The organism is Goodfellowiella coeruleoviolacea (genome assembly GCF_024171785.1).
GTDB lineage: Bacteria > Actinomycetota > Actinomycetes > Mycobacteriales > Pseudonocardiaceae > Goodfellowiella > Goodfellowiella coeruleoviolacea.
In genome coordinates this window covers 31,467-56,427 of the sequence record NZ_JAMTCK010000014.1, presented here as the reverse complement: position 1 = coordinate 56,427, position 24,961 = coordinate 31,467, and the positions used below count along the sequence as shown (strand labels likewise).

Here is a 24,961-nt window from a genome sequence, read left to right as displayed (position 1 = left end):
TTGCGCCTGTCTTGTGCCTACGCAGGTTCGGTGAGAATCAACCACAAGACGCCCACCCGATCGGGTCAGCGGGCGCGACGCGCGCCTGCCCCGGGGCTCGGCCGGGTGTCGCGGGTGGTGAGGGGGCCGTGACCGGCGGCGCAGCGCAGGACGACGGAGACGGGCTGATCGCAGCCCCGGTGCTGAATCACCACAGCGGGGCCGGCCGGGTCGGCGAGGTAGGTGTCGCCCCATTGCAGCAATGCGACCAAGGCCGGGAACAGATCACGACCCTTGTCGGTGAGCCGGTATTCCTGGCGGGGACGTGCACCGGGTTCCTGATAGGTGGTACGCCGCAGGATGTCGTGGTCGACCAGGGTGCTCAGGCGGGCGGCGAGCAGGTTGCGCGCGATGCCGAGGTTGGCGTGCAGTTCGCTGAAGCGCCGGACTCCGTAGAACACCTCGCGCAGCACCAGCAACGTCCACTTCTCGCCCACTACGGCCAGCGTGCGGGCGATGGAGCAGTTCTCAGCGCTGTAGGCGGCTCGGTCCTCCATGTGGTCACCCTAGACCGCTGAGTTGACTTCCTCGACCCAGCATCGTAGCGTCGGTCTGAGTTTAGATATGCAACCCAGGTCGACGGAAGGTTCTGCCATGCCGATGCTCGACGCGTACATCCCCGACGGCGCCCTACCCGCGACCGTGGAGAAGGAACTGCTCGCCACCCTGACGGACATCCTGTTGCGGCACGAGGGCGCCGACCCCGCCGATCCTGCGGCTCGCTCACTCGCGTGGGTGTTCCTGCACCGGCCCACGGCCGTGTTCGTCGCCGGCGAGCCCGCCGGGGAGCCGCGCTACCGCATCGTCGCGTCGGTGCCACAGGGCCAGTTCGACGACGAGCGCCGCCAGGCGATGGTCGAGGCCGTCACCAACGCGGTGCTCGACGCCGAGGCCGGCACCTACGAGCGTGACCCGCGGCGCGTCTGGGTGTTCGCCAACGAGATCCCGGACGGCACGTGGGGCGGCGGTGGGCGGATCGCGACCCTTGCCGACATCGCCGGGTTCGTCATGGGCGACCTTGAGAAGGGACGCGCCTACGCGGACCGGAGACTCGCCGGCCGCCGGTGAGGACAGCTCGGCCCGCTCCGCGGGCATCGCATCGCAGGATGGCCTTCCGGCGAGGGAAATGAAAAGTCGGTGAGACAGATTGTGCGCAAACTCGATGAGAAGCCCGCCATCCACCCAGATCAAACAAAGATGAAACGGAAAACAATCTTGGGAACCTACATCTGGCGGGGCTGATGTGGGCCTGCGCACTGCCGGCGATCAAGCTCGGGCTGCCCGGTTACGGGGCCGTCGGGCTCTCCCGCGACAACTACGGCGTGTTTCAGGATTCTTCGTTCGATCAGGGAGCGGCGGCCGGGTGGCCGCTACACCACGCCCTGGTCGTCGGTGTGCCGGAGCACGTGCAGGATGCCGTTCTCGTCGGCGGTGTCCGGTTCGGCGTCCACACAGGACTCCAACGCGGACAGCAGGTTTCCGCGGTCCAGGTCGGTGCCGATCAGCACCAGGCTGGTCGCCCTGGGCTCCTGGCGCTGCCAGCGGGAGCGGGTGAAGCGGACGTAGCCGCCGACCACGTGCACGGTGAACTTGTCGTCGTGACCGGGTAGTCCGAAGTGGACGAATCCCTTGGCGCGGTACAGGCCGCCGGGCCGGGCGCGGATGAACTCCATCAGCCGGCGCGGGTTCACCGGCCGCGCCGTGCTGAACTCCACGCTCTGGTAGGCGTCGTGCAGGTGGCCGTCGTGCTGTTCGTGGTACTCGCGCAGCAGGTCGTCCAGGGACAGCTGGCGGGCCTCGGTCCGGCGGGCCGGCCGGGTGCGGCGGTCGAACAGCAGCTCGGGGTTGATCCGGCCGTGCGCGGTCGGCAGCACCGGGGTGCCCTGGCTCAGCTCGGCGACCAGCTGCACCAGGCGGTCGGTGGTGTCCGCCTCGACCCGGTCGGTCTTGTTGAGCACCACCAGGTCGGCGAAGCGCAGGTGCTGGTCGAGTTCGGGGTGGCGGGCGCGGCTGGCCTCGAACTCGGCCGCGTCGACCACCTCCACCAGGCCGCCGTAGTCCACCCGGGGAACCTCGCTGGACAGCACCATCCGGACCAGGGTGCGCGGCTCGGCGATCCCGCTGGCCTCGATGACCACCGCGTCGATGCCGGCGCTCGGCTGGGTGAGCCGGGCCAGGGCGGTGTCCAGGCCGTCGGCGTCGGCCACGCAGCACAGGCAGCCGTTGCCGAACGCGAGGGCGGTGTCGACCTGTCCGGCCACGGCCAGCGCGTCGATGTTGATCCGGCCGAAGTCGTTGACGATCACGCCGATCCGGGTGTCACCACTGCTGCGCAGCAGGTGGTTGAGCAACGTGGTCTTGCCCGATCCCAGGTAGCCGGCGACGAGGATGACGGGAACGCGGTCCCCGCTCGGGGCGGACTCCCTGCTCACATGGGCTCCTGAAGCGCACGAACTGGTCACCGGAGGGGGACTGGCCACCTCGGGTCAGCTTAACCGGCGGGCACGCGCGGCCGCCGGCCCCCTTCCGGCCCCGGTGATCGCGCTGCCCCGGATCGGTCAGCCGGGTGCACCATGTTCTGTGCACGCTGTGTGATCGCCCCCTTACTCATCCGCTCCGGCTCGTCGGCGAAGGAACAACAATGCGCGAAATCCTGATCGTGGGCGCTGGTCAGTCCGGCCTCCAGCTGGCACTGGGCCTGCGCCGCCACGGCTACCACGTCACCGTGGCCTCCGACCGCACGCCGGACCAGGTGTGGGACGGGCCCGTCATGTCCACCCAGTGCATGTTCGACACCGCGCTGTCCCACGAGCGGCGGCACGAACTGGACCTGTGGTCGCAGCAGGCACCGCAGATCCGCAGCGTCGGCGTGGCTGTCGCCGCCGGCGACACCGGTGAACCGGCGGTCAACTGGTTCGGCCGGCTGCGGCGGCCCGCGCAGTCGGTGGACCAGCGGGTGAAGTTCGCCACCTGGATGCGGATGTTCGAGGCGGCCGGCGGTCGGCTGTGGACCAGCGCGGTCACCGCCGACGACCTGGACGAGCTGGCCCACGACGGCGAGTACGACCTGATCGTCGTGGCGACCGGCAAGGGCGAGCTGAGCCGGCTGTTCGCCCGCGACGACGAGCACACCGTCCACAGCAGACCGCAGCGGGCGCTGTCCGCGGTCTATGTGCACGGCATGCTGCCCGCGCCCGAACACCCCGAACCGATGGTGCGGTGCAACCTGCTGCCCGGGCTCGGCGAGCTGTTCGTCATGCCGGCGCTGACCCGGGGCGGACCGTGCGACATCCTGTTCTTCGAGGCGCTGCCCGGCGGGCCGCTGGACGTGTTCGACGAGCTGCGCGCTGACCCCAGGGCCCACCTGGACCGGACCCTGGAACTGATGCGGCGGTTCGTGCCGTGGGAGCACCAGCGCTGCGGTGCGGTCGACCTCACCGACGAGGGCGGCCACCTGGTCGGCCGGTACCCGCCGGTGGTGTGCCACCCGGTGGCCCAGCTGCCGTCCGGTGGCCTGGTGCTGGGCATGGCCGACGCGGTGGTGCGCAACGACCCGATCACCGGGCAGGGCGCCAACAACGCCAGCCTGGCCGCGGCCCTGTACCTGGAGGCCATCCTGGGCCACGGCGACCGGCCCTTCGACGGCGACTGGATGCGGGCCGCGTTCGCGGCCTACTGGGCGCGCGCCAGGCACGCGACCGCGTGGAGCAACGCCATGCTGGCCCCACCGCCGCGCCACGTCCTGCTGCTGCTGGCGGCCGGGCAGCACCACGCCGAGGTGGCGGACCGGTTCGCCAACGCCTTCGACAACCCCGAGGACCTGGCCGACTGGTTCTTCGATCCGGAGTCGGCCGGTGCCTTCCTCAGCCGGGTGCACCACGGGTTGGCGGCGAGGTGAGTAACCAGGCCGAGCGGAATCACCCGAGAAGTTGGTTTACCGGGTGACTGCCGGCCGGCCAGGCCGGTGCCCGGGCCGCCGGGCGGGGAACCTTTGACGTGGTAACCGCAGGATCGCGGCAACCAAGGAGGATGCCTCGTGGCCGGTGAGCGGGGATCGGGTCGAGCCCGACGGAGTGTCCGGTGTGGACGCGGCGCGCACGCGCCCTGGGGAGACCAGGTTGCCTGAGCTGTCGTCGAGCTTTCCGACCCTCACCCACATGTGCCGGACCCGGGCGTGGCAGCTCCCCGGTCGGACCAGCCACGTGTTCCTCCGGGACGGGGAGCGGCCACTGGCCGGGCTGACCTACGCCGAACTGGACCAGCGCGCCAGGTCGGTGGCGGCCGAGCTGGCCAGGCACGCCCAGCCGGGCGATCGGGCACTGCTGTGCTACCCGCCCGGCCTGGAGTTCCTGGCCGGCTTCTTCGGTTGCCTGTACGCCGGGGTGATCGCCGTGCCCACGGCCGGGGTGGCCGAGGGGCGGGGCGCCACGGCCCGACTGGCTGCGATCGCGCGCAGCGCCACGCCCCGGCTGCTGCTGTCCACAGCGGACTTCCTGGCCGGCAACGCCACCCGGCTGGCCGAGACCGTGTCCAACTCCGCCGTGGTGGCCGTGGCCACCGACCGGATCAGCGCGCGGCCACCGGCGCGGGCGTGGACCGAGCCGGACATCGACGCGGACACCATCGCCTACCTCCAGTACTCCTCGGGCTCCACCGGTGAGCCGCGCGGCGTGGTGCTGACCCACCGGCAGGTGCTGCACAACCTGGGCGTGCTGGCCGAACTGCTGCGGCCGAGGCCCGAGGAGACCTCGATCGTGTCGTGGCTGCCGCTGTTCCACGACATGGGCCTGGTCGCCGCGGTGATCATGCCGGTGTTCGCCGCGAGCACGGCCACCCTGATGTCGCCAACGGCGTTCCTGCGCCGGCCACTGCGGTGGCTGACCGCGTTGCAGCGGGCCGAGGTCACCGCCACCCCGAACTTCGCGCTGGACCTGTGCCTGCGGCGGACCACCGAGCAGCAGCGCGCCCAGCTCGACCTGCGGCGGGTGCGCCACGTGGTGGTCGGGGCCGAACCGGTGCGCGCGGACACCCTGGAGCGCTTCGCCTCGGCGTTCGCGCCCAGCGGGTTGCGGCCGGAGGCGCTGGTGCCGGCCTACGGGCTGGCCGAGGCGACGCTGATGGTCAGCGGCGGCCCCACTCCGGCGCCGCCGGTGTGCTGCCACGCCTCGCCCGCCGCACTGGGCCGCGACCGGATCGAGCTGACCGAACCGGGCACGCCCGCGGTCCGGCTGGTCGGCTGCGGCCAGGTGCGGCCGGGCCTGCGGGTGGTCATCGTCGAGCCGGAGTCGCTGCGCCCCCGCCCACCCGGCCACGTCGGCGAGGTCTGCGTGGCCGGCGGCAGCGTGGGCAGCGGCTACTGGAACGCGCCCGAGGCCACGGCCGCGACGTTCGGGGTCACCGTTCCCGGGGTGGCCGGCGCGTTCCTGCGCACCGGTGACCTGGGCGCGGTGGTGGACGGGCAGCTGGTCATCACCGGCCGGTGCAAGGACGTGATCGTCATCGACGGGCACAACCACTACCCGAGCGACATCGAGCGCACGGTGGCGGCGGCCCACCCGGCGCTGCGCCCCGGGTTCCAGATCGCGGTGTCCGTGGACGACGGGCAGCGGGAGCGGGTGGTCGTGCTCACCGAACTGTCCACTCCGGCCGGTGCAAACCGACAGTCCGATGTGGACGAAGTGGATCTGGCCGACGGGGTGGACCCGACGGACGTGGCGGACGGCGCGGCCGGCTGGACACTGGTCAGCGCGGCGGTGCGGGCGGCCGTGCTGGCGCAGCACGGCATCGCCCCGCACGACGTGGTGCTGCTGCCACCGGGCGCACTGCCGTTCACCAGCAGCGGCAAACCCCAGCGGTTCGCCTGCCGCCGCGCCTACCAGGACGGCGGGTTCGCGCGCGTCCGGCTGGGCGCGGCCGGCGCGGCGGAGACCGCGGTGGCCGGATCCGGAGTTGTCGGACCATGACCGAGGACAGCACCCACGACCTGGCGGCCGTGCGGACCTGGCTGGTGCACGCGCTGGCCAGGGCGCAGGGCACGGCCGCGGCCGACATCGACCCCTCGGCGCCGTTCCACGACCACGGCATCACCTCCAGCGAGGCGATCAGCATCTGCGGTGAGCTGGAGGAGTGGCTGGGCCGCCTGCTGCCGCCCACCCTGCTCTACGACCACCCCACGATCGACGCGCTGGCCAGAACCCTGTGCGCGCTGCCGGAGCGGCCCGGTGGTGAGACCGCGCCGGCGGACTGGGCCGACCAGGCCGGGCCGGCCGTGGGGGTGGTGGGCATGGCCTGCCGGTTCCCCGGCGGCGCGGACACCCCCGACGAGTTCTGGGCCAACCTGCTCGCCGGCCACGACGCGAGCACCGAGGTGCCGGCCGACCGGTGGGACGCCGCCGCGCACTACGACCCCGACCCGACCGCGTCGCTGCGCGCCTACACCACGCGCGGCGCGTTCGTCAGCGACCTGGCCGGGTTCGACGCGGCGCTGTTCCGCATCCCACCGGCCGAGGCGCTGCGGATGGACCCGCAGCACCGGATGCTGGCCGAGGTGGGCTGGGCGGCGCTGGAGGACGCGGGCATCGCCCCCGACCGGCTCGCCGGCAGCCGCACCGGCGTGTTCGTCGGCATGATGAGCAGCCAGGAGTACGCCCGGTTGCAGACCGACCGGGAACCGGTGGCCTGCCTGGACGACCCGTACTTCGGTTACGGCAGCGCGCCGAGCGTGGCCGCCGGGCGGCTGTCCTACCTGCTGGACCTGCGCGGGCCGTGCCTGTGCGTGGACACGGCCTGCTCGTCCGGGCTGCTCGCGGTGCACCTGGCCGTGCAGAGCCTGCGCCGGGGCGAGTGCGACCTGGCCATCGCGGCCGGGGTCAGCGCGCTGGTGCACCCCGCGGCCGTGCTCCAGGCGTGCCGGGCGCACATGCTGGCGCCGGACGGCCGGTGCAAGACCTTCGACGCCGACGCCGACGGGTTCCTGCTGGGCGAGGGCTGCGGGGTCGTGGTGCTGGAGCGGGTGAGCGAGGCCCACCAGCGGGGCCACCGGGTGCACGCGCTGCTGTCCGGCTCGGCGGTGAGCCAGGACGGTCGCACCAACGGGATGACCGCGCCCAACCAGGCCGCGCAGGTGCGGGTGCTCACCGACGCGCTGGCCGCCGCGGGCGTGCGGCCCGACCAGGTGGGCTACGTGGAGGCGCACGGCTCGGGCACCCGGCTCGGCGACGCCGTGGAGATGGCCGCGCTGCACCAGGTGTTCGGCGCGGACCGCGAGCCACTGGTGGTGGGCGCGGTCAAGACCAACGTGGGCCACCTGCTCGGCGCGGCCGGACTGGCCGGACTGATCAAGGCGGTGTGCGCGGTCCGAAGTGGACGGATCCCGGCCAACCTGCACCTGCGCCGGCCCAGCCCGGCCGTGGACTGGCAGCGCTGCCCGGTGCTGCTGCCCAGCACCACCGTGGCCTGGCCGGCCGGCGCCGGGCCGCGGATCGCCGGGGTGAGTTCGTTCGGCTGGTCCGGCACGAACGTGCACGTGGTGGTCGAGCAGGCCACGCCGCCGACACCCGCACCGCCGCCGCGCGGTGCGGCGCCCGGGTGGACGCTGCTGCCGTTGAGCGCGCGCACCCCGACCGCGCTGACCAGCCTGGCCCACCGGCTGGCCGACTGGCTGGCCGAGGACGGCGAGCAGGCCGCCGAGGTCGGGCTCGACGACGTGGCGCACACGCTGCGGACCGGCCGCGCCGAACTGGACCACCGGGTCGGCCTGGTGTGCCGGGACGTGGCGGACGCGGTGGTCGCGCTGCGCGCGGTGAGCCCGGCCGAGGCCAGGGCGGCCCGGGCGCAGACGCGCACGCTGTTCCTGTTCCCCGGCGCGGGCGAGCAGTACCCGGGCATGGGCCGCGAGCTGTGTGCGGCCGAGCCGGCCTTCGCCGCCGCCGTTGACGAGTGCGCCCGGCTGGCCCTGCCGGTGCTGGGCCGCGACCTGCGCGAGATCGTCCACTCCGGACGGTCGGAGCCCGCGTCCGGCCTGGCCGACCTGCTCGGCCGGGACGCCGCCGGTCCGGCCGAGCAGGTGGACGACGTCGGCCTCGCGCACTGCGCGGTGTTCACCGTGGACTACGCGCTGGCCCGGCTGTGGCTGGCCTGGGGGGTGCGGCCGGACGCGCTGTTCGGCTACAGCCTCGGCGAGTACGTGGCGGCGTGCGTGGCCGGGGTGTTCACCCTGGCGGACGCGCTGCGCGTGGTGGCCGAGCGGGCCCGGCTGATCGCCACCGCGCCGCGTGGCGCCATGCTCGCGGTGGCGCTGCCGGCCGACGAGGTCGAGCCGCTGCTGCCGGCGGAACTCGCGGTGGCCGCGGTCAACGGGCCGGCCATGACCGTGGTGGCCGGGCCCGTCGAGCCCGTGACCGAGCTGGCGCGCGAGCTGACCGGCCGGGCCGTGGCGCACCGGCGGATCCGCGCCGACCACGCGCTGCACACCCGGGAGCTGGCACCGGTGCGCGACGCCGTGGCCGACCTGGTGTCCCAGGTGGACCGCGGCGCACCGGAGATCCCGTTCGTGTCCGGCCGCACCGGCACCTTCATCACCCCCGACCAGGCGCGCGACCCGGCCCACTGGGCCGACCAGATGTGCCAGCCGGTGCGGTGCGCGCCGGCCCTGCGCGAGCTGGCCGGCCACGACGGTGGGGTGGCGGTGGAACTCGGGCCGGGCCAGACGCTGAGCGCGCTGGCCAACCAGGTGGTCGGCGCCGACCTGCTGGCGATCCCCACGCTGCTGCCGCCGCTGGTCGGCGGGGCCGGCGAACCCGAGTACGCGCTGCGCGCGCTGGGCCGGTACTGGGCGGCCGGCGGCCGGGTGGACTGGCCGGCCGGCCAGGGCCGCACGGTTCGCCTGCCCACGTATCCCTTCGAGCACCAGCGGTTCTGGCCGGACCAGCCAGCCGCCTCGGCGCCGCCGCCGCAGACCGGGCCACGGCCGGAGCTGGCGCGGTGGTGCCACGCGCCGGTGTGGCAGCAGTCGCACACTCCACTGTGGACCAGTGACGTCGATCCCGGGCGCTGGCTGGCCTTCGTGGACAGCGGCCCGGTGCGCGCGGTGCTGGACCGGCTGACCGGAGCCGGCGCCGAGGTCGTGGTGGTGCGGCCAGGCACGGCGTTCCAGCGGGAGAGCGCGACGGCCTACACCATCGACCCCTGCTCGGCCGCGGACTACCGGCGGCTGCGCGACGAGGTCGCCGAGACCGGGCCGCTGCCCACCCGGGTGCTGCACGCCTGGTCGGTGGCCGGCCACAAGCTACTGGACCGCGGCATGGTCAGCCTGATGTTCACCGCCGCGGCACTCGGCCCGGCCAGCCGCGCGCACCCGATCACGCTGTACCTGCTCACCGCCGGCCTGCACGACGTGCTCGGCGACGAGCCCACCGATCCGTGGCAGGCCACCGCGTTCGGGGTGGCCGGCACGCTCGACCACGAGTTCCCCGGCATCCGCTGCCGCGCCGTGGACCTGCCGCCGGTCCGGGCCGGACAGGCGTGGCCGGACGCGGTGGTCGACGGGGTCCTCGCCGAGCTGCGCGCGGACACCGACGACCCGCACGTCGCGCACCGCAACGGCCGGCGCTGGGTGCGCCGCTGGGAGCCGGTGCCGCTCGCGCCGGTCGAGCGGACGCGGGTGTGGCGGGAGCGGGGCGTCTACCTGATCACCGGCGGATTCGGGGAACTGGGCCTGGCACTGGCCCGGGACCTGGCGCGCCACTGCCGCGCCCGGCTGGTGCTGTTCGGCCGGACCGAGCTGCCGCCCAGGGCGGAGTGGGACGGCGCCAGCACCGACGGGGTGCGCCGCCGGGTGCGCGCCGTGCGGGAGCTGGAGCGGCTGGGCGCCGAGGTGCTGCCGGTGAGCGGGGACGTGGCGGAATCCGCCGACGTGGCCCGCGCCCTGGCGCTGGCCGGGCAGCACTTCGGGGCGGTGCACGGCGTGGTGCACGCGGCCGGTGTGCCCGGCGGCGGGCTGATCGCGGTGCGCACCAGGCAGGACGCCGAGCGGGTGCTGCGGCCCAAGGTGCTGGGCGCGCTGGCGCTGAGCGAGGCGCTGCGCGAGGTCCAGCTGGACTTCCTGGTGCTGTACTCCTCGGCGGTGGTGGCGCTGGGCGGCCTCGGCGAGAGCGACTACTGCGCGGCCAACACCTTCCTGGACTTCCTCGCGCACGACCTGCGCCGCCGCGGCGTGCCCGCCGTGGCGGTGGACTGGGGGCCCTGGCAGCGGGACACCTGGACGACCGGGCAGCGCGACGCGCTCGGCGCGGCCTGGTCGCGCCTGCGCGACCTGCGGCAGCGCCACGGCATCGCCGACGCCGACGGGGTGGAGCTGCTGACCAGGGTGCTGGCCGCGGACCTGGCCCAGGTGCTGGTGCTGCCGGCCGATCCGGCCAGCGCGGCCAGTCAGTGGCGGGCGCTGTCCGCGGAACTCACCGCCGACACCGGCGCGGACGTCGAGGGCCGCAGCTACCCCCGGCCGGTGCTGCGCACCCCGTACACGCCACCGCGCACCCGGCTGGAACGGCTGGTCACCGAGACCTGGCGGCGGCACCTGGGGCTGGACCGGGTCGGGGTGCACGACCAGTTCTTCGAACTGGGCGGCACCTCGCTGGTGGGCATGACCATCGCCGCGCGGCTGGACCGGGAGCTGGGCGGCCGGCTGTCCGCCGCCGACCTGTTCGCCGCACCCACCCCGGCCGCGCTGGCCGCGCTGATCGCCCAGCGCACCGGCGCGGCCGAGCCGGCGGAGCCCCGCCGCCAGCGCGGCACCGAGCGCAGGCGGCTGGCCGCGACCGGGGCGGCCCGCCGCGACCGGCGAGCGAAGGGAGACGCCAGGTGAGCGACGAGGTCCTGGCCGCACCCACCGACATCGCCGTCGTCGGCATGGCCTGCCGGTTCCCCGGAGCGTCCACAGTGGAGGAGTTCTGGCGCAACCTGTGCGGTGGCGTGGAGTCGATCACCCACTTCAGCGCCGAGGAACTGCGCGCGGCCGGGGTGAGCGAGGCCGACCTGGCCGACCCGCACTACGTGCGCGCCGCGCCGGTGCTGGACGACATCGACCTGTTCGACGCCGACTTCTTCGGCTTCGCGCCCAAGGAAGCGCAGATCTGCGACCCGCAGCAGCGGCTGTTCCTGGAGGTCAGCTGGACCGCGCTGGAGGCGGCCGGCTGCGACCCCAGCCGCTTCGACGGCGCGGTCGGCGTGTTCGCCGGCTCGGCGCTGAGCACCTACCTGCTCAACAACCTGGCGCCGCACCCGGAACTGGGCCAGTGGGCCAACCGGTTGCAGGTGGCGCTGGGCAACGACAAGGACTCGCTGCCCACCCGGGTGGCCTACGCGGCCGGGCTCACCGGCCCCAGCTACAGCGTGCAGAGCTACTGCTCCAGCTCACTGGTGGCGGTCAGCCACGCCTGCACCAGCCTGCTGGCCGGCGAGTGCGACCTGGCGCTGGCCGGCGGGGTGGCGGTGAGCGTGCCGCACCGGGTCGGCTACCACTACCAGCCGGGCGGCATCTCCTCGCCGGACGGCCGGTGCCGGGCCTTCGACGCCGACGCGCAGGGCACGCCGCTGGGCAACGGGGTCGGCGTGGTGGTGCTGCGCCGGCTGGCCGACGCCGTGGCCGACGGCGACCACATCCACGCGGTGATCCGCGGCTGGGCGGTGAACAACGACGGCGACGGCAAGGCCGGCTACACCGCGCCGGGCGTGACCGGCCAGCGCGAGGTGATCACCGAGGCACTGGCCAACGCCAACCTCAGCCCGGCCGACATCGACTACGTGGAGGCGCACGGCACCGGCACCGCCCTCGGTGACGCCGCCGAGCTGGCCGCCATGGCGCAGGCGTTCGCCGGGGTCACCGGCCCGGCCCGGTGCGCGATCGGGTCGGTCAAGACCAACATCGGCCACCTGGACCGGGCCGCCGGCGTGGCCGGGCTGATCAAGGCGGTGCTCGCCGTCGAACACGGCCTGCTGCCGCCCACCCTGCACTTCCAGCGGCCCAACCCGCAGTTCGACCTGGCGGCCAGCCCGTTTCAGGTGCAGACCGAACTGGCCCGGTGGCCGCGGCGCGACCGGCCCAGGCGGGCCGGGGTGAGCGCGTTCGGCATGGGCGGCACCAACGCGCACGTGGTGCTGGAGCAGCCGCCGACCCGGCCGGCGCTGCCGGCCACGCCCCGGCCGCAGCTGCTGGTGCTGTCCGCCCGCACCCCGGCCGCGGTCGCGGCCAGGGCCCGCGACGTGGCCGAGCGGCTGGACCGGGACCCCGAACTGGACCTCACCGAGGTGGCGTTCACCCTGCAGACCGGCCGCAAGGAGTTCGAGCACCGGCTGGCCGTGCTGGTGCGGGACCGCGCCGACGCCGTGGCCGTGCTGCGCGAGCCGACCACACCCCGGCTGCTGCGCGGCGACCAGCCCGTGCCCGGCCGCCCGGTGGGGCTGGTGTTCGCCGGGGTCGGCGAGCAGCACCCCGGGCTGGGCGCGGACCTGCACCGGGTCGAACCGGTGTTCCGGCGGGCGGTGGACGAGTGCGTCGGCCACGTCGAGTCGGTCGACCGGTCGCTGGCCGGGCGGGTGCGGGCGGCGCTGACCGACCCGGCCGCGCCCGACGAGTGGGACCGGACCGCGGTGGCGCAGCCGGCCGCGTTCGTGCTGGAGTACGCCCTCGCCCAGCTGCTGGCCGCCTGGGGCGTGCGGCCGGACGCGGTGGCCGGCTACAGCGTCGGCGAGTACGTGGCCGCGACCCTGGCCGGGGTGCTGCGGCTGCCGGAGGCGGTGGCACTGCTGGTGTTCCGGGCCCAGCTGATCGACCAGCTGCCGCCGGCCGCGATGGTCGCGGTGTCGCTGTCCGCCGACGAGCTGGCCGGGCTGCTCGGGGCGGATCTGGACATCGCCGCGGTGAACGCGCCCGGCCTGTGCGTGGCGGCCGGGCCAGCCGCGGCCGTGGCCGAGCTGGAGCGGGACCTGGACCGGCGTGGCGTGGCGTGGCAGCGGCTGCGCACCAGCCACGCCTTCCACTCCCGGCTGCTGGAACCGCTGACCGCCGAGCTGACCGGGTGGGTGCGTCGCCACGTCAGCGCGGCACCGCCCACGCTGCCCTGTCTGTCCACTGTGTCCGGAACCTGGCTGCGGCCGGACGAGGCCACCGACCCCGGCTACTGGGCGCGGCAGATGTGCGCGCCGGTGCGGTTCGCCGACCAGGTGGGCGAACTGCTCGCCGACCCGGCCCGGGTGCTGGTGGAGGTCGGGCCGGGCCGCAGCCTCGGCGCGTTCGTCCGGGCCCACCCGGCCTGTTCGACGGGCCGGCGGGGCCAGATCGTGGCCACCCTGCCCGGCCGCGACGAACCGGGCGGGGCACTGGCCGCGGTGCACACCGCCGTGGGCCGGCTGTGGCTGACCGGGGTGAGCGTGGACTGGGTCGGCTACCACCGGCCCCGGCGGCCCGGCCGGGTGGTGCTGCCCACCTACCCGTTCCAGCGCCAGCGCCACTGGATCGACCCGCCCGTGGTGTCCGGCGGCGCGGCGAGCGCGCGGCGGCCGGTGGCCGACTGGTGCCACGTGCCGCGCTGGCGACCGGCCACGGGTGAGTCGGCGGTGGGGCCGGTGGCCGGACCGGTGCTGGTGCTGGCCGACGAGCCAGCCGAGCGGGCCGCTGGGACGCCAGGGCTGGCCGCCGACCTGCTGGCCCGCCTGGCCGAGCGCGGTGCGATCGTGGTGCCGGGCAACGACTTCGGCGAGTCCACACCGGACCGGTTCACGGTGCGGCCGGACCGGCCCGAGGACTTCCGGCGGCTGGTCGCCCGGCTGACCGAGCAGGACCGGCGGCCGGCCACGGTGCTGCACCTGTGGTGCCTGACCGGACCGGACGCCCACCCCGACGACCCGGACACCGTGCACCAGCACCGCACCCGCGGCTTCACCGCCCTGACCCACCTGGTCCGGGCCCTGGCCGAGCAGGAAGCCGGCGGACTGGACATCGCCGTGGTCGCCGACCACCTGCACGACCTGCCCGACCAGGTGGTGTCGCCGGGCAAGGCCGGGCTGCTGGCCGCGTGCCTGGTGATCCCCCAGGAGTACCCGGGGTTCTCCTGCCGGGGCATCGACGTCACCGGCGCGAGGTCGGGTGGTCTGGCCAGCCGGCTGGCGGCGGAACTGGGCCGGGCCGACGCCGACGCGGTCGCGCTGCGCGGCACCGACCGACTGGTCCGCGACTACGTGCCCGCGCCGCCACCGGGCCACCCCGTGCGCTGGCCCGACCACGGCGTGTACCTGATCACCGGCGGGCTGGGGCGGGTCGGCCGGCAGGTGGCCGCGCACCTGGCCCGCACCGCGCGCCAGCCCCGGTTGGTGCTCACCGGCCGGCGCGGCCTGCCCGACGGCGAGACGCTGACCATCGCCGGCGCCGAGGTGCTGGCGCTGGCCGCGGACGCGGCCGACCCGGCGGCGATGGCCAGGGTGGTGGCGCTGACCAGGCAGCGGTTCGGCGAGATCACCGGCGTGGTGCACGCGGCCGGGGTGTCCTCGGCCGAGCACTTCGAACCCATCCAGCACCTGACCGAGGCCGCGGTCAGCGCGCACTTCACCGCCAAGACCGGCGCCGTGCTGGCCCTGGACGCGGCGTTGGGGTCGAACCGGCCCGACTTCCAGGTGGTGTTCTCCTCGGTGTCCACAGTGCTCGGTGGGCTGGGCTTCGCCGCCTACGCCGCGGCCAACGCCGAACTCGACGCGCTCGCCTCGGTGCGCGCCCGCCGGGGCGAGCGCTGGCTGAGCATCGACTGGGACACCTGGCAGCGCACCGGCGACGCCATCGACACCGCGGGCATCGGCGCGGCCATGACCGAGTACGAGATGACCGTCCACGAAGGACTGGCCGCGTTCGACCGGGCCCTGGCCACACCCGTGCCCAGGGTGGTGATCTCCACCGGAGACCTGGCCACCCGGCTGCGCCAGTGGGTCGGCGGGCGGGCCGGCGCGGGCGGGCGGACACCGGTCGCCGAGGCGCCCCGGCCCGACCTGGACGTGGCCTACGTGCCGGCCACCGGCGACTGCCAGCGGCGGCTGACCGCGCTGTGGCGGGAAACCCTGGGCATCGAGCGGATCGGGGTGCACGACAACTTCTTCGACCTCGGCGGCAACTCGCTGACCGGCCTGCAACTGCTCAACCGGGTCAGCGCGGAGTTCGGCACCACCGTGCCGGCCGTGGCGCTGTTCCAGGCGCCGACCATCGCCGCGCTGGCCCGCTACCTGCGGCCCGACCAGGACGAGCAGCGGCCCGACCCCACCGAGCAGGTGCTGCGCCAGCGCCGCGCCGCGCTGCGCCGCACCAGCCGGTCGCACGCCGACGGCATCGCGGTGATCGGCATGGCCGGCCGGTTCCCCGGGGCGTCCACAGTGGAGCAGTTCTGGCGCAACCTGCGCGACGGCGTGGAGTCGATCCGGTTCTTCACCGACGCGGAGCTGCTGGCCGCGGGCGTGCCCGAGGACCTGGTCAGCGCGCCCAACTACGTCAAGGCCCGGCCGGTGCTGGAGGACATCGACCGCTTCGACGCCGGCTTCTTCGGCTACAGCCCGCGCGAGGCGCTGCTCACCGACCCGCAGCACCGGGTGTTCCTGGAGTGCTGCTGGCACGCGCTGGAGGACGCCGGCTACGCCGCGCCGTCCTGGCCCGGCCAGATCGGGGTGTTCGCCGGCACCAACATCAGCACCTACCTGCGCCGGCTCTACGACGCCGGCGACCTCGCCGAGGGCGTGAACGACTACCAGATCGTGATCGGCAACGACAAGGACGCGCTGACCACCACGGTGTCCTACAAGCTCGGGCTGACCGGGCCCAGCATGGCCGTGCAGACGTTCTGCTCCACCTCGCTGCTGGCCGTGCACCTGGCCGCGCGCAGCCTGCGCGACGGCGAGTGCGACATCGCCCTGGCCGGTGGGGTGTCCATCCGGGTGCCCGACCGGGTCGGCCACCTGCACATCGAGGGCGGCATGGAGTCCCCGGACGGGCACGTGCGCACCTTCGACGCGGGCGCGCGCGGCTGCGTGTTCGGTGACGGCGCCGGTGTGGTGGTGCTCAAGCGGCTGGCCGACGCGCGGGCCGACGGGGACACCGTGCGCGCGGTGATCCGGGGCTCGGCGGTCAACAACGACGGCTCGCTCAAGGTCGGCTTCAGCGCGCCCAGCGTGGTGGGCCAGGCCGAGGTGGTGGCCGAGGCACTGGCCGACGCCGGCGTCGGGCCGGAGACCATCGGCTACGTCGAGGCGCACGGCACCGCGACCGAACTGGGCGACCCCATCGAAATCGCCGCGCTCACCAGGGCCTTCGGCGACCGGCCCGCCCGGCAGGGCTGCGCCATCGGGTCGGTGAAGACCAACGTCGGCCACCTGGACCGGGCCGCCGGCGTGTCCGGGCTGATCAAGACCGTGCTCGCGCTGCAACACCGGCAGATCCCGGCCAGCCTGAACTTCACCGAGCCCAACCCGGAGATCGACTTCGCGAACAGCCCGTTCCACGTCAACACCCGGCTGCGGGACTGGGACGCGCCGGCCGGGACGCCGCGCCGGGCCGGGGTGAACTCGCTGGGCATGGGCGGCACCAACGTGCACGTGGTGCTGGAACAGGCCGAGGAACCGGAACCGACCACGCCGGGCCGGGACTGGCAGCTGCTGACCCTGTCCGCGCGCACCGGGGCGGCGCTGGACGAACTCACCGCCGCGCTGGCCGAGCACCTGCGCGCCCACCCCGAACTGGACCTGGCCGACGTCGCGTTCACCCTCCAGCTGGGCCGGGGCCGGTTCGAGCACCGCCGGCTGGTGCCGTGCGCGTCCACCCAGGACGCGGTGCGGGCGCTGACCGGCGCCGACCCGGCCCGCGTGCGCACCACCAGGGAGGAGCACACCGAACGGCCGGTGGCGCTGCTGTTCGCCGGGGTCGGCGAGCACTACGTGGGCATGACCGCCGAGTTGTACCGGGCCGAGCCGGTGTTCCGCGACACCGTGGACGAGTGCGCCGCCGTGCTCGACCCGCTGCTCGGCGTGGACCTGCGCCGGGCCGTGTTCGGCTCACCCGGCGCGGAACCGTCCACACGCGACACCGCAGGACCCGACCTGCGCGCGCTGCTCGGCCGCGGCCAGCGGGAAACGCCGTCGGCGGCCGAGGAACTGCTCGCCAGCACCGCGGTCGCCCAGCCGGCGGTGTTCGTGGTCGAGTACGCGCTGGCCCGGCTGCTGGCCTCGTGGGGGGTGCGGCCGGACGCGGTGGCCGGCTACAGCGTCGGCGAGTACGTGGCCGCGACCCTGGCCGGCGTGCTGAGCCTGCCCGACGCGCTGCGCCTGGTCGGGCACCGCGCCCGGCTGATCGACCGGCTGCCCAAGGGCGCCATGCTGGCGGTGTCGCTGCCGGCCGACCGGCTGCGGGCGCTGGCCACCGGCGAGATCGACCTGGCCGCGGTCAACGCGCCCGACGCGGGCGTGCTGGCCGGACCGGTGCCGGCCATCACCGAACTGGCCATGCGACTGTCCGAACAGGACGTCGCACACCGGCTGCTGGACACCACGCACGCGTTCCACTCCCGGATGCTCGCGCCCGTGGCCGACGAGCTGACCGAGTGGGTGCGCGAGCACATCAGTCCCGCACCGCCGAAGGTGCCCTGTCTGTCCAATGTGACCGGAACCTGGCTGCGGCCGGCGGAGGCCACCGACCCGGCCTACTGGGCCAGGCACATGTGCGCCACCGTCCGGTTCACCGACCTGGTCGGCACCCTGCTGGCCGACCCGGACCGGGCCCTGGTCGAGGTCGGCGCCGGCCAGTCGCTCGGCGCGTTCGTCCGCCAGCACCCGGACTGCACGTCGGAGCGCGCCGCGCTGGTGCTGCCCACCGTGCCGGCCAGGCACGAGCGCGGCGGCGCGGCCGAGGCCGTGCACACCGCCTGCGGCCGGCTGTGGCTGGTCGGCGCGGCCGTGGACTGGACCGGCTACCACCGCGGCGAGCGCCGCCGCCGGGTGCCGCTGCCCACCTACCCGTTCCAGCGCGAGCGCTACTGGCTGGACGCGCCCGCACCGGCGGCGACCCGACCGGCGCCGGAGCAGAGCACAGTGGACGGTGACCCGATGACCGTGCTGACCTCGCTGCCGCGCAAGGACATCAGCGACTGGTGCTACCTCCCGTCCTGGCGGCGGAGCAGTCCGCCCCAGCCCGGCCCGCGCGCCGGCGGGGGAGCGTGGCTGGTCTTCGCCGACACCACCGGGCTGGCCGACGCCGTGGTCGAGCGGGTGTGCGCCGAGGGGGGCACGGCCGTGCGGGTGCGCGCCGGCACCGAGTTCGGGCGCACCGCCGAGGGCGAGTACCGGGTGCGGCCCGACCACCCCGAGGACTACCTCGCCCTCGTCGAGCAGGTGCGGCCGCGCCACATCGCGCACCTGTGGTCGCTGGACACCCCGGTCGACGGGCCGACCTCGGACGCGGACTGGCGGGCCAGCCTGGAGCGCTGCTACTACTCGCTGCTGTGGCTGGCCAAGGCGCTGGGCAGCAGCGCGGCCGAGCAGTGCGACCTGCTGGTGGTGACCGCCGGCACCTGCAACGTGTCCGGTGTGGACCGGATCCGGCCGGAACGCGCCGTGCTCGCCGGCCCGTGCAAGGTGATCCCGCTGGAGCTGTCCCACGTGTCCTGCCGGCAGGTGGACGTGTGCCAGCCGACCACGCCCGCGCAGGCCAGGGCCGCGGCCGACCAGGTGCTCGGCGAGCTGTCCGCCGATCCGGGCGACACCCTGGTGGCCTGGCGCGGGGTGCGGCGCTGGCTGCCCGCCTTCGACCCGATGCCCCCCGGGCAGCTCACCGGTGCTGCGGACGCCCGGCCGCTGCTGCGGGAGCGCGGCGTGTACCTGATCACCGGTGGGCTCGGCGGCATCGGCATGGCGATCGCGCGCGGCATGGCCACGGCCGTGTCCGCCCGCCTGGTCCTGGTTGGCCGGACCGGCCTGCCACCCAGGGCGGAGTGGCCGGCGGCCACCGCCGACCCGGCCACTCCGCCCGAACTGCGGCGGCGCCTGCAGGCCGTGCGCGACCTGGAGGCCGCCGGCGCCGAGGTGCTGGTGTGCGCGGCCGACGTGGCCGACCCGGTGGCGCTGCGCGCGGCCGTGCGCGCCGCGCTGGACCGGTTCGGCCGGCTGGACGGCGTGGTGCACGCGGCCGGTGTGCCCGGCATGGGGCTGCTGCAGTTCAAGAACCACGACAACGCCGCGGTCGCGCTGGGTCCCAAGGTCACCGGTACCCGCGTGCTGCTGGACTGCCTGGCCGACACCCCACCCGACTTCGTCGCGCTGTTCTCCTCGATCACCTCGGTGACCGGCGGCGGACCCGGCCAGGTCGACTACTGCGCGGCCAACGCCTACCTGGACGCGCTCGCCCAGCACGCCGCCGCCACCGGCGGCCCCAGGGTGGTCAGCATCGACTGGGGCGAGTGGCAGTGGAACGCCTGGGGCGACGGGCTGTCCGGCTACGAGCAGGAGGCGCAGCGGTTCTTCGCGGACAACCGGGCGGCCATGGGCATCTCGTTCACCGAGGGCTGGCAGGTGTTCCTCCGGGTGCTCGCCGGCGACCAGCCGCAGGTCGTGGTGTCCACACAGGACTTCCGGGTGCTGGCCGCGCTGAGTTCGGCGTTCACCGTGGACACCGTGCTGAGCCTGGGCGCCCGCACCCGGGGCCAACACCCCCGCCCGGAGCTGGCCACCTCCTACGTGGCGCCGGGCACCGACACCGAGCGCCGGATCGCCGCGCTGTGGTCGGCGGCGCTGGGCGTCACCGACATCGGCGTGCACGACAACTTCTTCGAACTGGGCGGCAACTCGCTGCTGGGCGTGGACCTGGTGGCCCGCGTCCGCCGCGAGTTCGGGCACGCCTCGCTCCCGCCGCACGTGCTCTACCAGGCACCCACCGTCAGCGCGCTGGCCGGGTTGCTCACCGGGGAGGACGCCGGGGACCACATCGACGAGCGCAGACAGCGCGGCGCGCTGCGCCGGCAGGGACTGCGGGCGAGGAGGCACCAGTGAGCGGAGCCGCACCCCAGGAGTCGATCGCGGTCATCGGCATGGCCGGCCGGTTCCCCGACGCCGCGGACGTGGCCGGGTTCTGGCGCAACCTGCTGGCCGGCACCTGTTCGCTGCGCCAGCTGACCCCCGAGGAACTGGACGCGGTCGACCCCGCCACGCGCACGCACCCGAACTTCGTCCCGGTCGCCGCCACCGTGTCCGATGTGGAGCTGTGGGACGCGGGCTTCTTCGGCTACAACCCCAGGGACGCCGAGCTGACCGACCCGCAGCACCGGCTGTTCCTGGAGTGCTGCTGGCAGGCCATGGAACACGCCGGCTACGACCCGGCCGGCTACCCGGGCGTGGCCGGGGTGGTGGGCGGCTGCGGGTTTCCCACCTACCTGTCCAACAACATCGGCGGGCACCAGGACATCATCGACGAGGTCGGCCACCTCCAGCTGGCCATGGGCAACGACCGCGACACGCTGACCACGATGGTGTCCTACAAGCTCAACCTGCGCGGCCCCAGCTTCGCCGTGCAGACCTCCTGCTCCACCTCGCTGGTCGCCGTGCACCTGGCGTGCGCCAGCCTGCTGTCCTACGAGAGCGACCTGATGCTGGCCGGCGGCGTCGCCATCCAGTCGCCGCAGGCGTCCGGCTACGTCTACGAGGAGGGCGGCATCGCCGCGCCGGACGGCGTCTGCCGCAGCCTGGACGCCAAGGGCCAGGGCGGGGTGTTCGGCAACGGCGTGGGCGTGGTCGTGCTCAAGCGCACCGAGGACGCGCTGCGCGACGGCGACCAGATCTACGCGGTGATCCTGGGCACGGCCACCAACAACGACGGGCTGGTGCGGGCCGGCTTCGCCGCGCCGGGCCAGCGCGGCCAGGCCGAGGTGATCGCCGAGGCCCTGGCCAACGCCGACGCGAGCGCCGACACCATCGGCTACGTCGAGGCGCACGGCACCGGCACCACCCTGGGCGACGCGGTCGAGCTGGCCGCGGTGTCCACGGCGTTCCTGCCGCGCGACCCGGCGGCGGGCGCCTGCGCGATCGGCTCGGCCAAGGCCAACATCGGGCACGTGGACCGCGCCTCCGGCGTGATCGGGCTGATCAAGGCCAGCCTGATCCTGCACCACGGGGTGATCCCGCCGCAGATCAACTACGCCACGCCCAACCCGGCCCTGGACACCTCGCCCGGCGCGTTCCAGGTGCACACCACGAGCGTGGCCTGGCCGCCGGGGCCGGTGCCGAGGCGGGCGCTGGTCAACTCGTTCGGCATGGGCGGCACCAACGCGGCGGCCGTGCTCCAGGAGGCACCGGCCCGGCACCGGCCGGCCGACCAGGCGACGAGCGGCCCGCACCTGCTGGTGCTGTCCGCGCGCAGCCCGCACGCGCTGGCCGCGGCCAGCGCCAACCTGGCCAGCCACCTGCGCGAGCACCCCGAGGTGGAGCTGGCCGACGTCGCGTTCACCCTCCAGGTGGGCCGGGCCCAGTTCACCCACCGGCGCATCGTGCTGGCCGGTGACGTGGCCGAGGCGGCCGACCAGCTGGACCGGCCCCTCGACGCCGTGCCCCACCTGGTCAGCCAGGTGCGGCGGAGCCGGCCGGTGGTGTTCCTGGTGCCCGACGACGGCATCGGCGGCCCGCCGCCCGACCTGGCCCCGTGGCGGGCGCTGCACGCCGCCCAGCCCGCCTTCCGCGAGGCCTTCGACCAGGCGGTCACCGCCGTGGGCCACACGCCGGCGCAGGCGTGGGCGTGGCCCACCGGCCTGCCGCTGCTGCGCTACGCCCTGGGCCGCCTGCTGGCCCGCCTCGGCTGCGCGGCCGACCGGGTGATCGGCGCCGGCCGGGGCGGGTGGGTCACGGCGTGCCTGCGCGACGAGGCCGCCCTGGCCGCACTGGCCGACGCGGGGCCGCCAGCCGGGCAGCCACCCGATCTGGTCGCGCTGGCCGCGGACCGGGACACGATCGTGGTCGAGCTGGGGGACGGCCGGCTGCTGCGCACCATCGATCCCGGGCGCGGCGTCGACGACGCGTGGTTCGCCGCCCTGACCACCGGCCCGGCCGAGCTGGTCGGCCGGCTCTGGCTGGCCGGCGCCGCGGTGAACTGGGCCAGCGCGCACCGCGCCCACCAGCCGAGGCGGGTCGCGCTGCCCACCTACCCGTTCGAGCGGCGCCGGGTGTGGGTCGACCCGGCCCCGGCGCACGCCCGGCCGCGCCGGTCCGAGCAGCGCCACCACGACATCGGCCGCTGGTTCTACGCCCCGGTGTGGCGGCAGGCGGCCCGCCTGACCCCACCCGACCTGGACGCGCGGCTGGTGGAGGCCGGGCCGTGGCTGGTGGTCGGCGCGGACGACCCGCTGTGCCAGGCGCTGGTGGACCGGCTGCGCGCGGCCGGCGCCGACGTGGCGCACGGCACCGAGGCCGAGGCGGCCTCGCCGGCCCGCACCGTGCTCCACGCGGGCGCGCTCGACGCGGGCCCGGCGCACGCCGTGGGCACCGGCTGGCTCGGCGACTTCGACCGGGCCCAGCGCGTGGGCTTCGACAGCCTGCGCGAGCTGGTGGGCACCCTGGCCGCCCGGCCGAGCGCGGACCCGGTGCGGGTGCTGGTGCTGACCAGGGCGGGCGCCCGGGTCGGTGCCGCCGATCCGGTCAACCCCGCGCACGCCGGGCTGGTCGGCCTGGTCCGGGTGCTCGCCCAGGAACACCCCGGGCTGCGCTGCCGCCTGGTGGACGTGGCCGGCGGCCCCACCGACCAGCGGGTGACCGAGGCGGTGCTGGCCGACGCCACCGAGCCGGACGTGGCCAGCCTCGCCTACCGGGACGGCCAGCGGTGGCGGCAGGACCACGACGAGCTGCCGCTGCCGGCCGGCCCGACCCGGCTGCGCCACGGCGGCAGCTACCTGATCACCGGCGGGCTGGGCAACGTGTGCCTGGCCCTGGCCGACCACCTGGCCACCTGCTACCAGGCCCGGATCGCGCTGCTGGCGAGAACCCCGCTGCCGGCCGAACACCGGTGGGACGACTGGCTGGCCGCGCACCCGGCGGAGGACCGCACCAGCAGCCGGATCCGGCGGGTGCGCGCGCTGCGCTCGGCCGGGGCGAGCGTGCTGGTGGTGACCGCCGACGTGGCCGAGGTCGACCAGGTCGCCTCGGCCGTGGCGGAAGTGCGCGCCGAGTTCGGCGAGATCCACGGCGTGATCCACGGCGCAGGCGTGCAGGACCAGGACTGCTTCGGGCTCAGCCACGAACTGCCCGAGGACCGGTGCCGGGTGCACTTCCGTGCCAAGCTGTTCGGCCTCGCCGCGCTGGCCGAGGTGCTCGACCTGGACCGGCTGGACTTCTGCGTCACCCTGTCGTCGCTGTCCGCCGTGCTGGGCGGCATCGGCCACGGCCCGTACGCCGCGGCCAACGCGGCCATGGACGCCCTGGCCCACCAGCTGTTCGCCGCCGGGCACCGCACCGTGCTGACCGTGGACTGGGACACCTGGCCCGGCGGGGTGGACATGAACGCGCTCGGTGGCGCCGCCACGGTCAGCAAGTACCAGATGAGCTACGCCGAGGGCGCGCAGGCGCTGGAGCGGGCGCTGGGCGCGGTCGGGGCGCTGCCCCAGCTGGTCAACTCGACCGGTGACCTCACCGTCCGGCTGGCCACCTGGGTGACCGACCAGCACACCGACGCCACCGAGCCCGCCGGGGACCGGCACCCCCGGCCACCGCTGGCCACCCCGTTCGTGCCGCCCGCCGACGAGCTGGAGACCGCCGTGGCCGCGGTGTGGCAGGACGTGCTGGGGCTGACCGGCATCGGGGTGCTGGACGACTTCTTCGAACTCGGCGGGCACTCGCTGATGGCGGTCCGGCTGATCGGCCGGCTCCGCAAGTCCCTCGGGGTCAACCTGCCGCTCGCGGTGCTGCTGGAGTGCACCACGGTGCGGGGGCTGGCCGACCGGGTCAGGTCGCTGGGCGCGCCCACCGGCGCGTCGCCGACGGGAGGTGTGCGGTGAAGCGGATCGGTGTGGTCGGCGCCGGCGTGATGGGCGCCGGGGTCGCGCAGTGCCTGGCACAGCACGGATTCCAGGTCGTCCTGGTCGACCTGGGTGCGGACGTGCTCGACCAGGCCCGGGAGCGGATCAGACTGGATGTCCGGATGGGACGGTTGCTCAACAACGGTCCGGCCGAGCTGGACCCCGACCTGATCCAGGGCACCACCGACTACGACGACCTGGCCGAGGTCGACTTCGTCATCGAGAACATCACCGAGAAGTGGGAACTCAAGCAGCGGGTGTACCCGCGGCTGGACCAGATCTGCCGGCCGGACGTGGTGTTCGCCGCCAACACCTCGGCCCTGTCCATCACCCGCATCGCCGCGCTGACCCGGCGCCCGGACCGGGTGATCGGCCTGCACTTCATGAACCCGGTGCCGATGAAGCCCTCGGTCGAGGTGATCCGGGGCTGGCACACCTCGGCCGAGACCGTGCGCACCGCGGAGAAGTTGTTGGCGGGCATGGGCAAGAACGGCATCGTGGTGGGTGACGCGCCCGGTTTCGTGTCCAACCGGGTGCTGATGCTGACCATCAACGAGGCCGTGTGCCTGGTGCACGAGCAGGTCGCCACGGCCGAGCAGGTGGACCGGATCTTCACCTCCTGCTTCGGCCACCGGATGGGTCCACTGGAGACGGCCGACCTGATCGGCCTGGACACCATCCTCTACAGCGTCGAGGTGCTGTACGAGAGCTACAACGACAGCAAGTACCGGCCGTGCCCGCTGCTCCGGCAGATGGTCGACGCCGGCCTGCACGGACGCAAGTCCGGACAGGGCTTCTACACCTATCGCTGAGGCCTCGCGGTCACCCCGCGCGTGCAACCCGGTCAACGCCGT

9 protein-coding genes are annotated in these 24,961 nt (G+C 74.7%); 7 read left to right on the top strand and 2 right to left on the bottom strand.

Annotated elements, in window-relative coordinates; all coding sequences use genetic code 11:
• Positions 1-65: 65 nt before the first annotated feature.
• On the bottom strand, positions 66-536 hold the full coding sequence (locus LX83_RS27040; protein ID WP_253776344.1) for a winged helix-turn-helix transcriptional regulator: 471 nt from the start codon (positions 534-536) through the stop codon (positions 66-68).
• Positions 537-633: 97 nt separating this feature from the next.
• Here LX83_RS27040 and LX83_RS27035 point away from each other — a divergent pair, with 97 nt between their 5' ends.
• Positions 634-1,107: a tautomerase family protein gene (locus tag LX83_RS27035; RefSeq protein ID WP_253776342.1), complete on the top strand. Its 474-nt coding sequence runs from the start codon at positions 634-636 to the stop codon at positions 1,105-1,107.
• Between the two features lie 302 nt (positions 1,108-1,409).
• Here the strand turns inward: LX83_RS27035 and LX83_RS27030 are convergent, their stop codons facing one another.
• Positions 1,410-2,471, bottom strand: coding sequence for a CobW family GTP-binding protein (locus LX83_RS27030; RefSeq protein WP_253776340.1), 1,062 nt, complete (start codon positions 2,469-2,471; stop codon positions 1,410-1,412).
• Between the two features lie 209 nt (positions 2,472-2,680).
• On the opposite strand from LX83_RS27030, the gene LX83_RS27025 reads away from it, so the two are divergent.
• The 6 genes from LX83_RS27025 to LX83_RS27000 all read left to right on the top strand — a co-directional run bounded on the left by LX83_RS27025 (position 2,681) and on the right by LX83_RS27000 (position 24,919).
• Positions 2,681-3,937, top strand: coding sequence for a styrene monooxygenase/indole monooxygenase family protein (locus LX83_RS27025; RefSeq protein ID WP_253776338.1), 1,257 nt, complete (start codon positions 2,681-2,683; stop codon positions 3,935-3,937).
• 259 nt (positions 3,938-4,196) lie between these two features.
• Positions 4,197-6,002 (top strand): fatty acyl-AMP ligase, encoded by a 1,806-nt coding sequence (locus LX83_RS27020; RefSeq protein ID WP_253776336.1) that lies wholly within the window; start codon positions 4,197-4,199, stop codon positions 6,000-6,002.
• Entirely contained in the window at positions 5,999-10,903 is a 4,905-nt protein-coding gene (locus tag LX83_RS27015) for a type I polyketide synthase (protein WP_253776334.1), read from the top strand. The genes LX83_RS27020 and LX83_RS27015 overlap by 4 nt, the downstream gene beginning before the upstream one ends.
• Entirely contained in the window at positions 10,900-20,103 is a 9,204-nt protein-coding gene (locus LX83_RS27010) for a type I polyketide synthase (RefSeq protein ID WP_253776332.1), read from the top strand. The genes LX83_RS27015 and LX83_RS27010 overlap by 4 nt, the downstream gene beginning before the upstream one ends.
• Positions 20,100-24,086, top strand: coding sequence for an SDR family oxidoreductase (locus LX83_RS27005; protein WP_308204061.1), 3,987 nt, complete (start codon positions 20,100-20,102; stop codon positions 24,084-24,086). Before LX83_RS27010 ends, LX83_RS27005 begins: the two co-directional genes overlap by 4 nt.
• Positions 24,083-24,919 carry a 3-hydroxyacyl-CoA dehydrogenase family protein gene (locus LX83_RS27000; RefSeq protein WP_253776330.1) on the top strand — a complete coding sequence of 279 codons (837 nt, stop codon included), beginning with the start codon at positions 24,083-24,085 and terminating at the stop codon, positions 24,917-24,919. The genes LX83_RS27005 and LX83_RS27000 overlap by 4 nt, the downstream gene beginning before the upstream one ends.
• Positions 24,920-24,961 lie beyond the last annotated feature (42 nt).

Bases quoted from the DNA above. Each gene is read 5' to 3' on its own strand.
- LX83_RS27025 (WP_253776338.1), top strand. From the start codon at position 2,681: ATGCGCGAAATCCTGATCGTGGGCGCTGGTCAGTCCGGCCTCCAGCTG.
- LX83_RS27040 (WP_253776344.1), bottom strand. From the start codon at position 536: ATGGAGGACCGAGCCGCCTACAGCGCTGAGAACTGCTCCATCGCCCGC.
- LX83_RS27020 (WP_253776336.1), top strand. From the start codon at position 4,197: ATGTGCCGGACCCGGGCGTGGCAGCTCCCCGGTCGGACCAGCCACGTG.
- LX83_RS27035 (WP_253776342.1), top strand. From the start codon at position 634: ATGCCGATGCTCGACGCGTACATCCCCGACGGCGCCCTACCCGCGACC.
- LX83_RS27015 (WP_253776334.1), top strand. From the start codon at position 5,999: ATGACCGAGGACAGCACCCACGACCTGGCGGCCGTGCGGACCTGGCTG.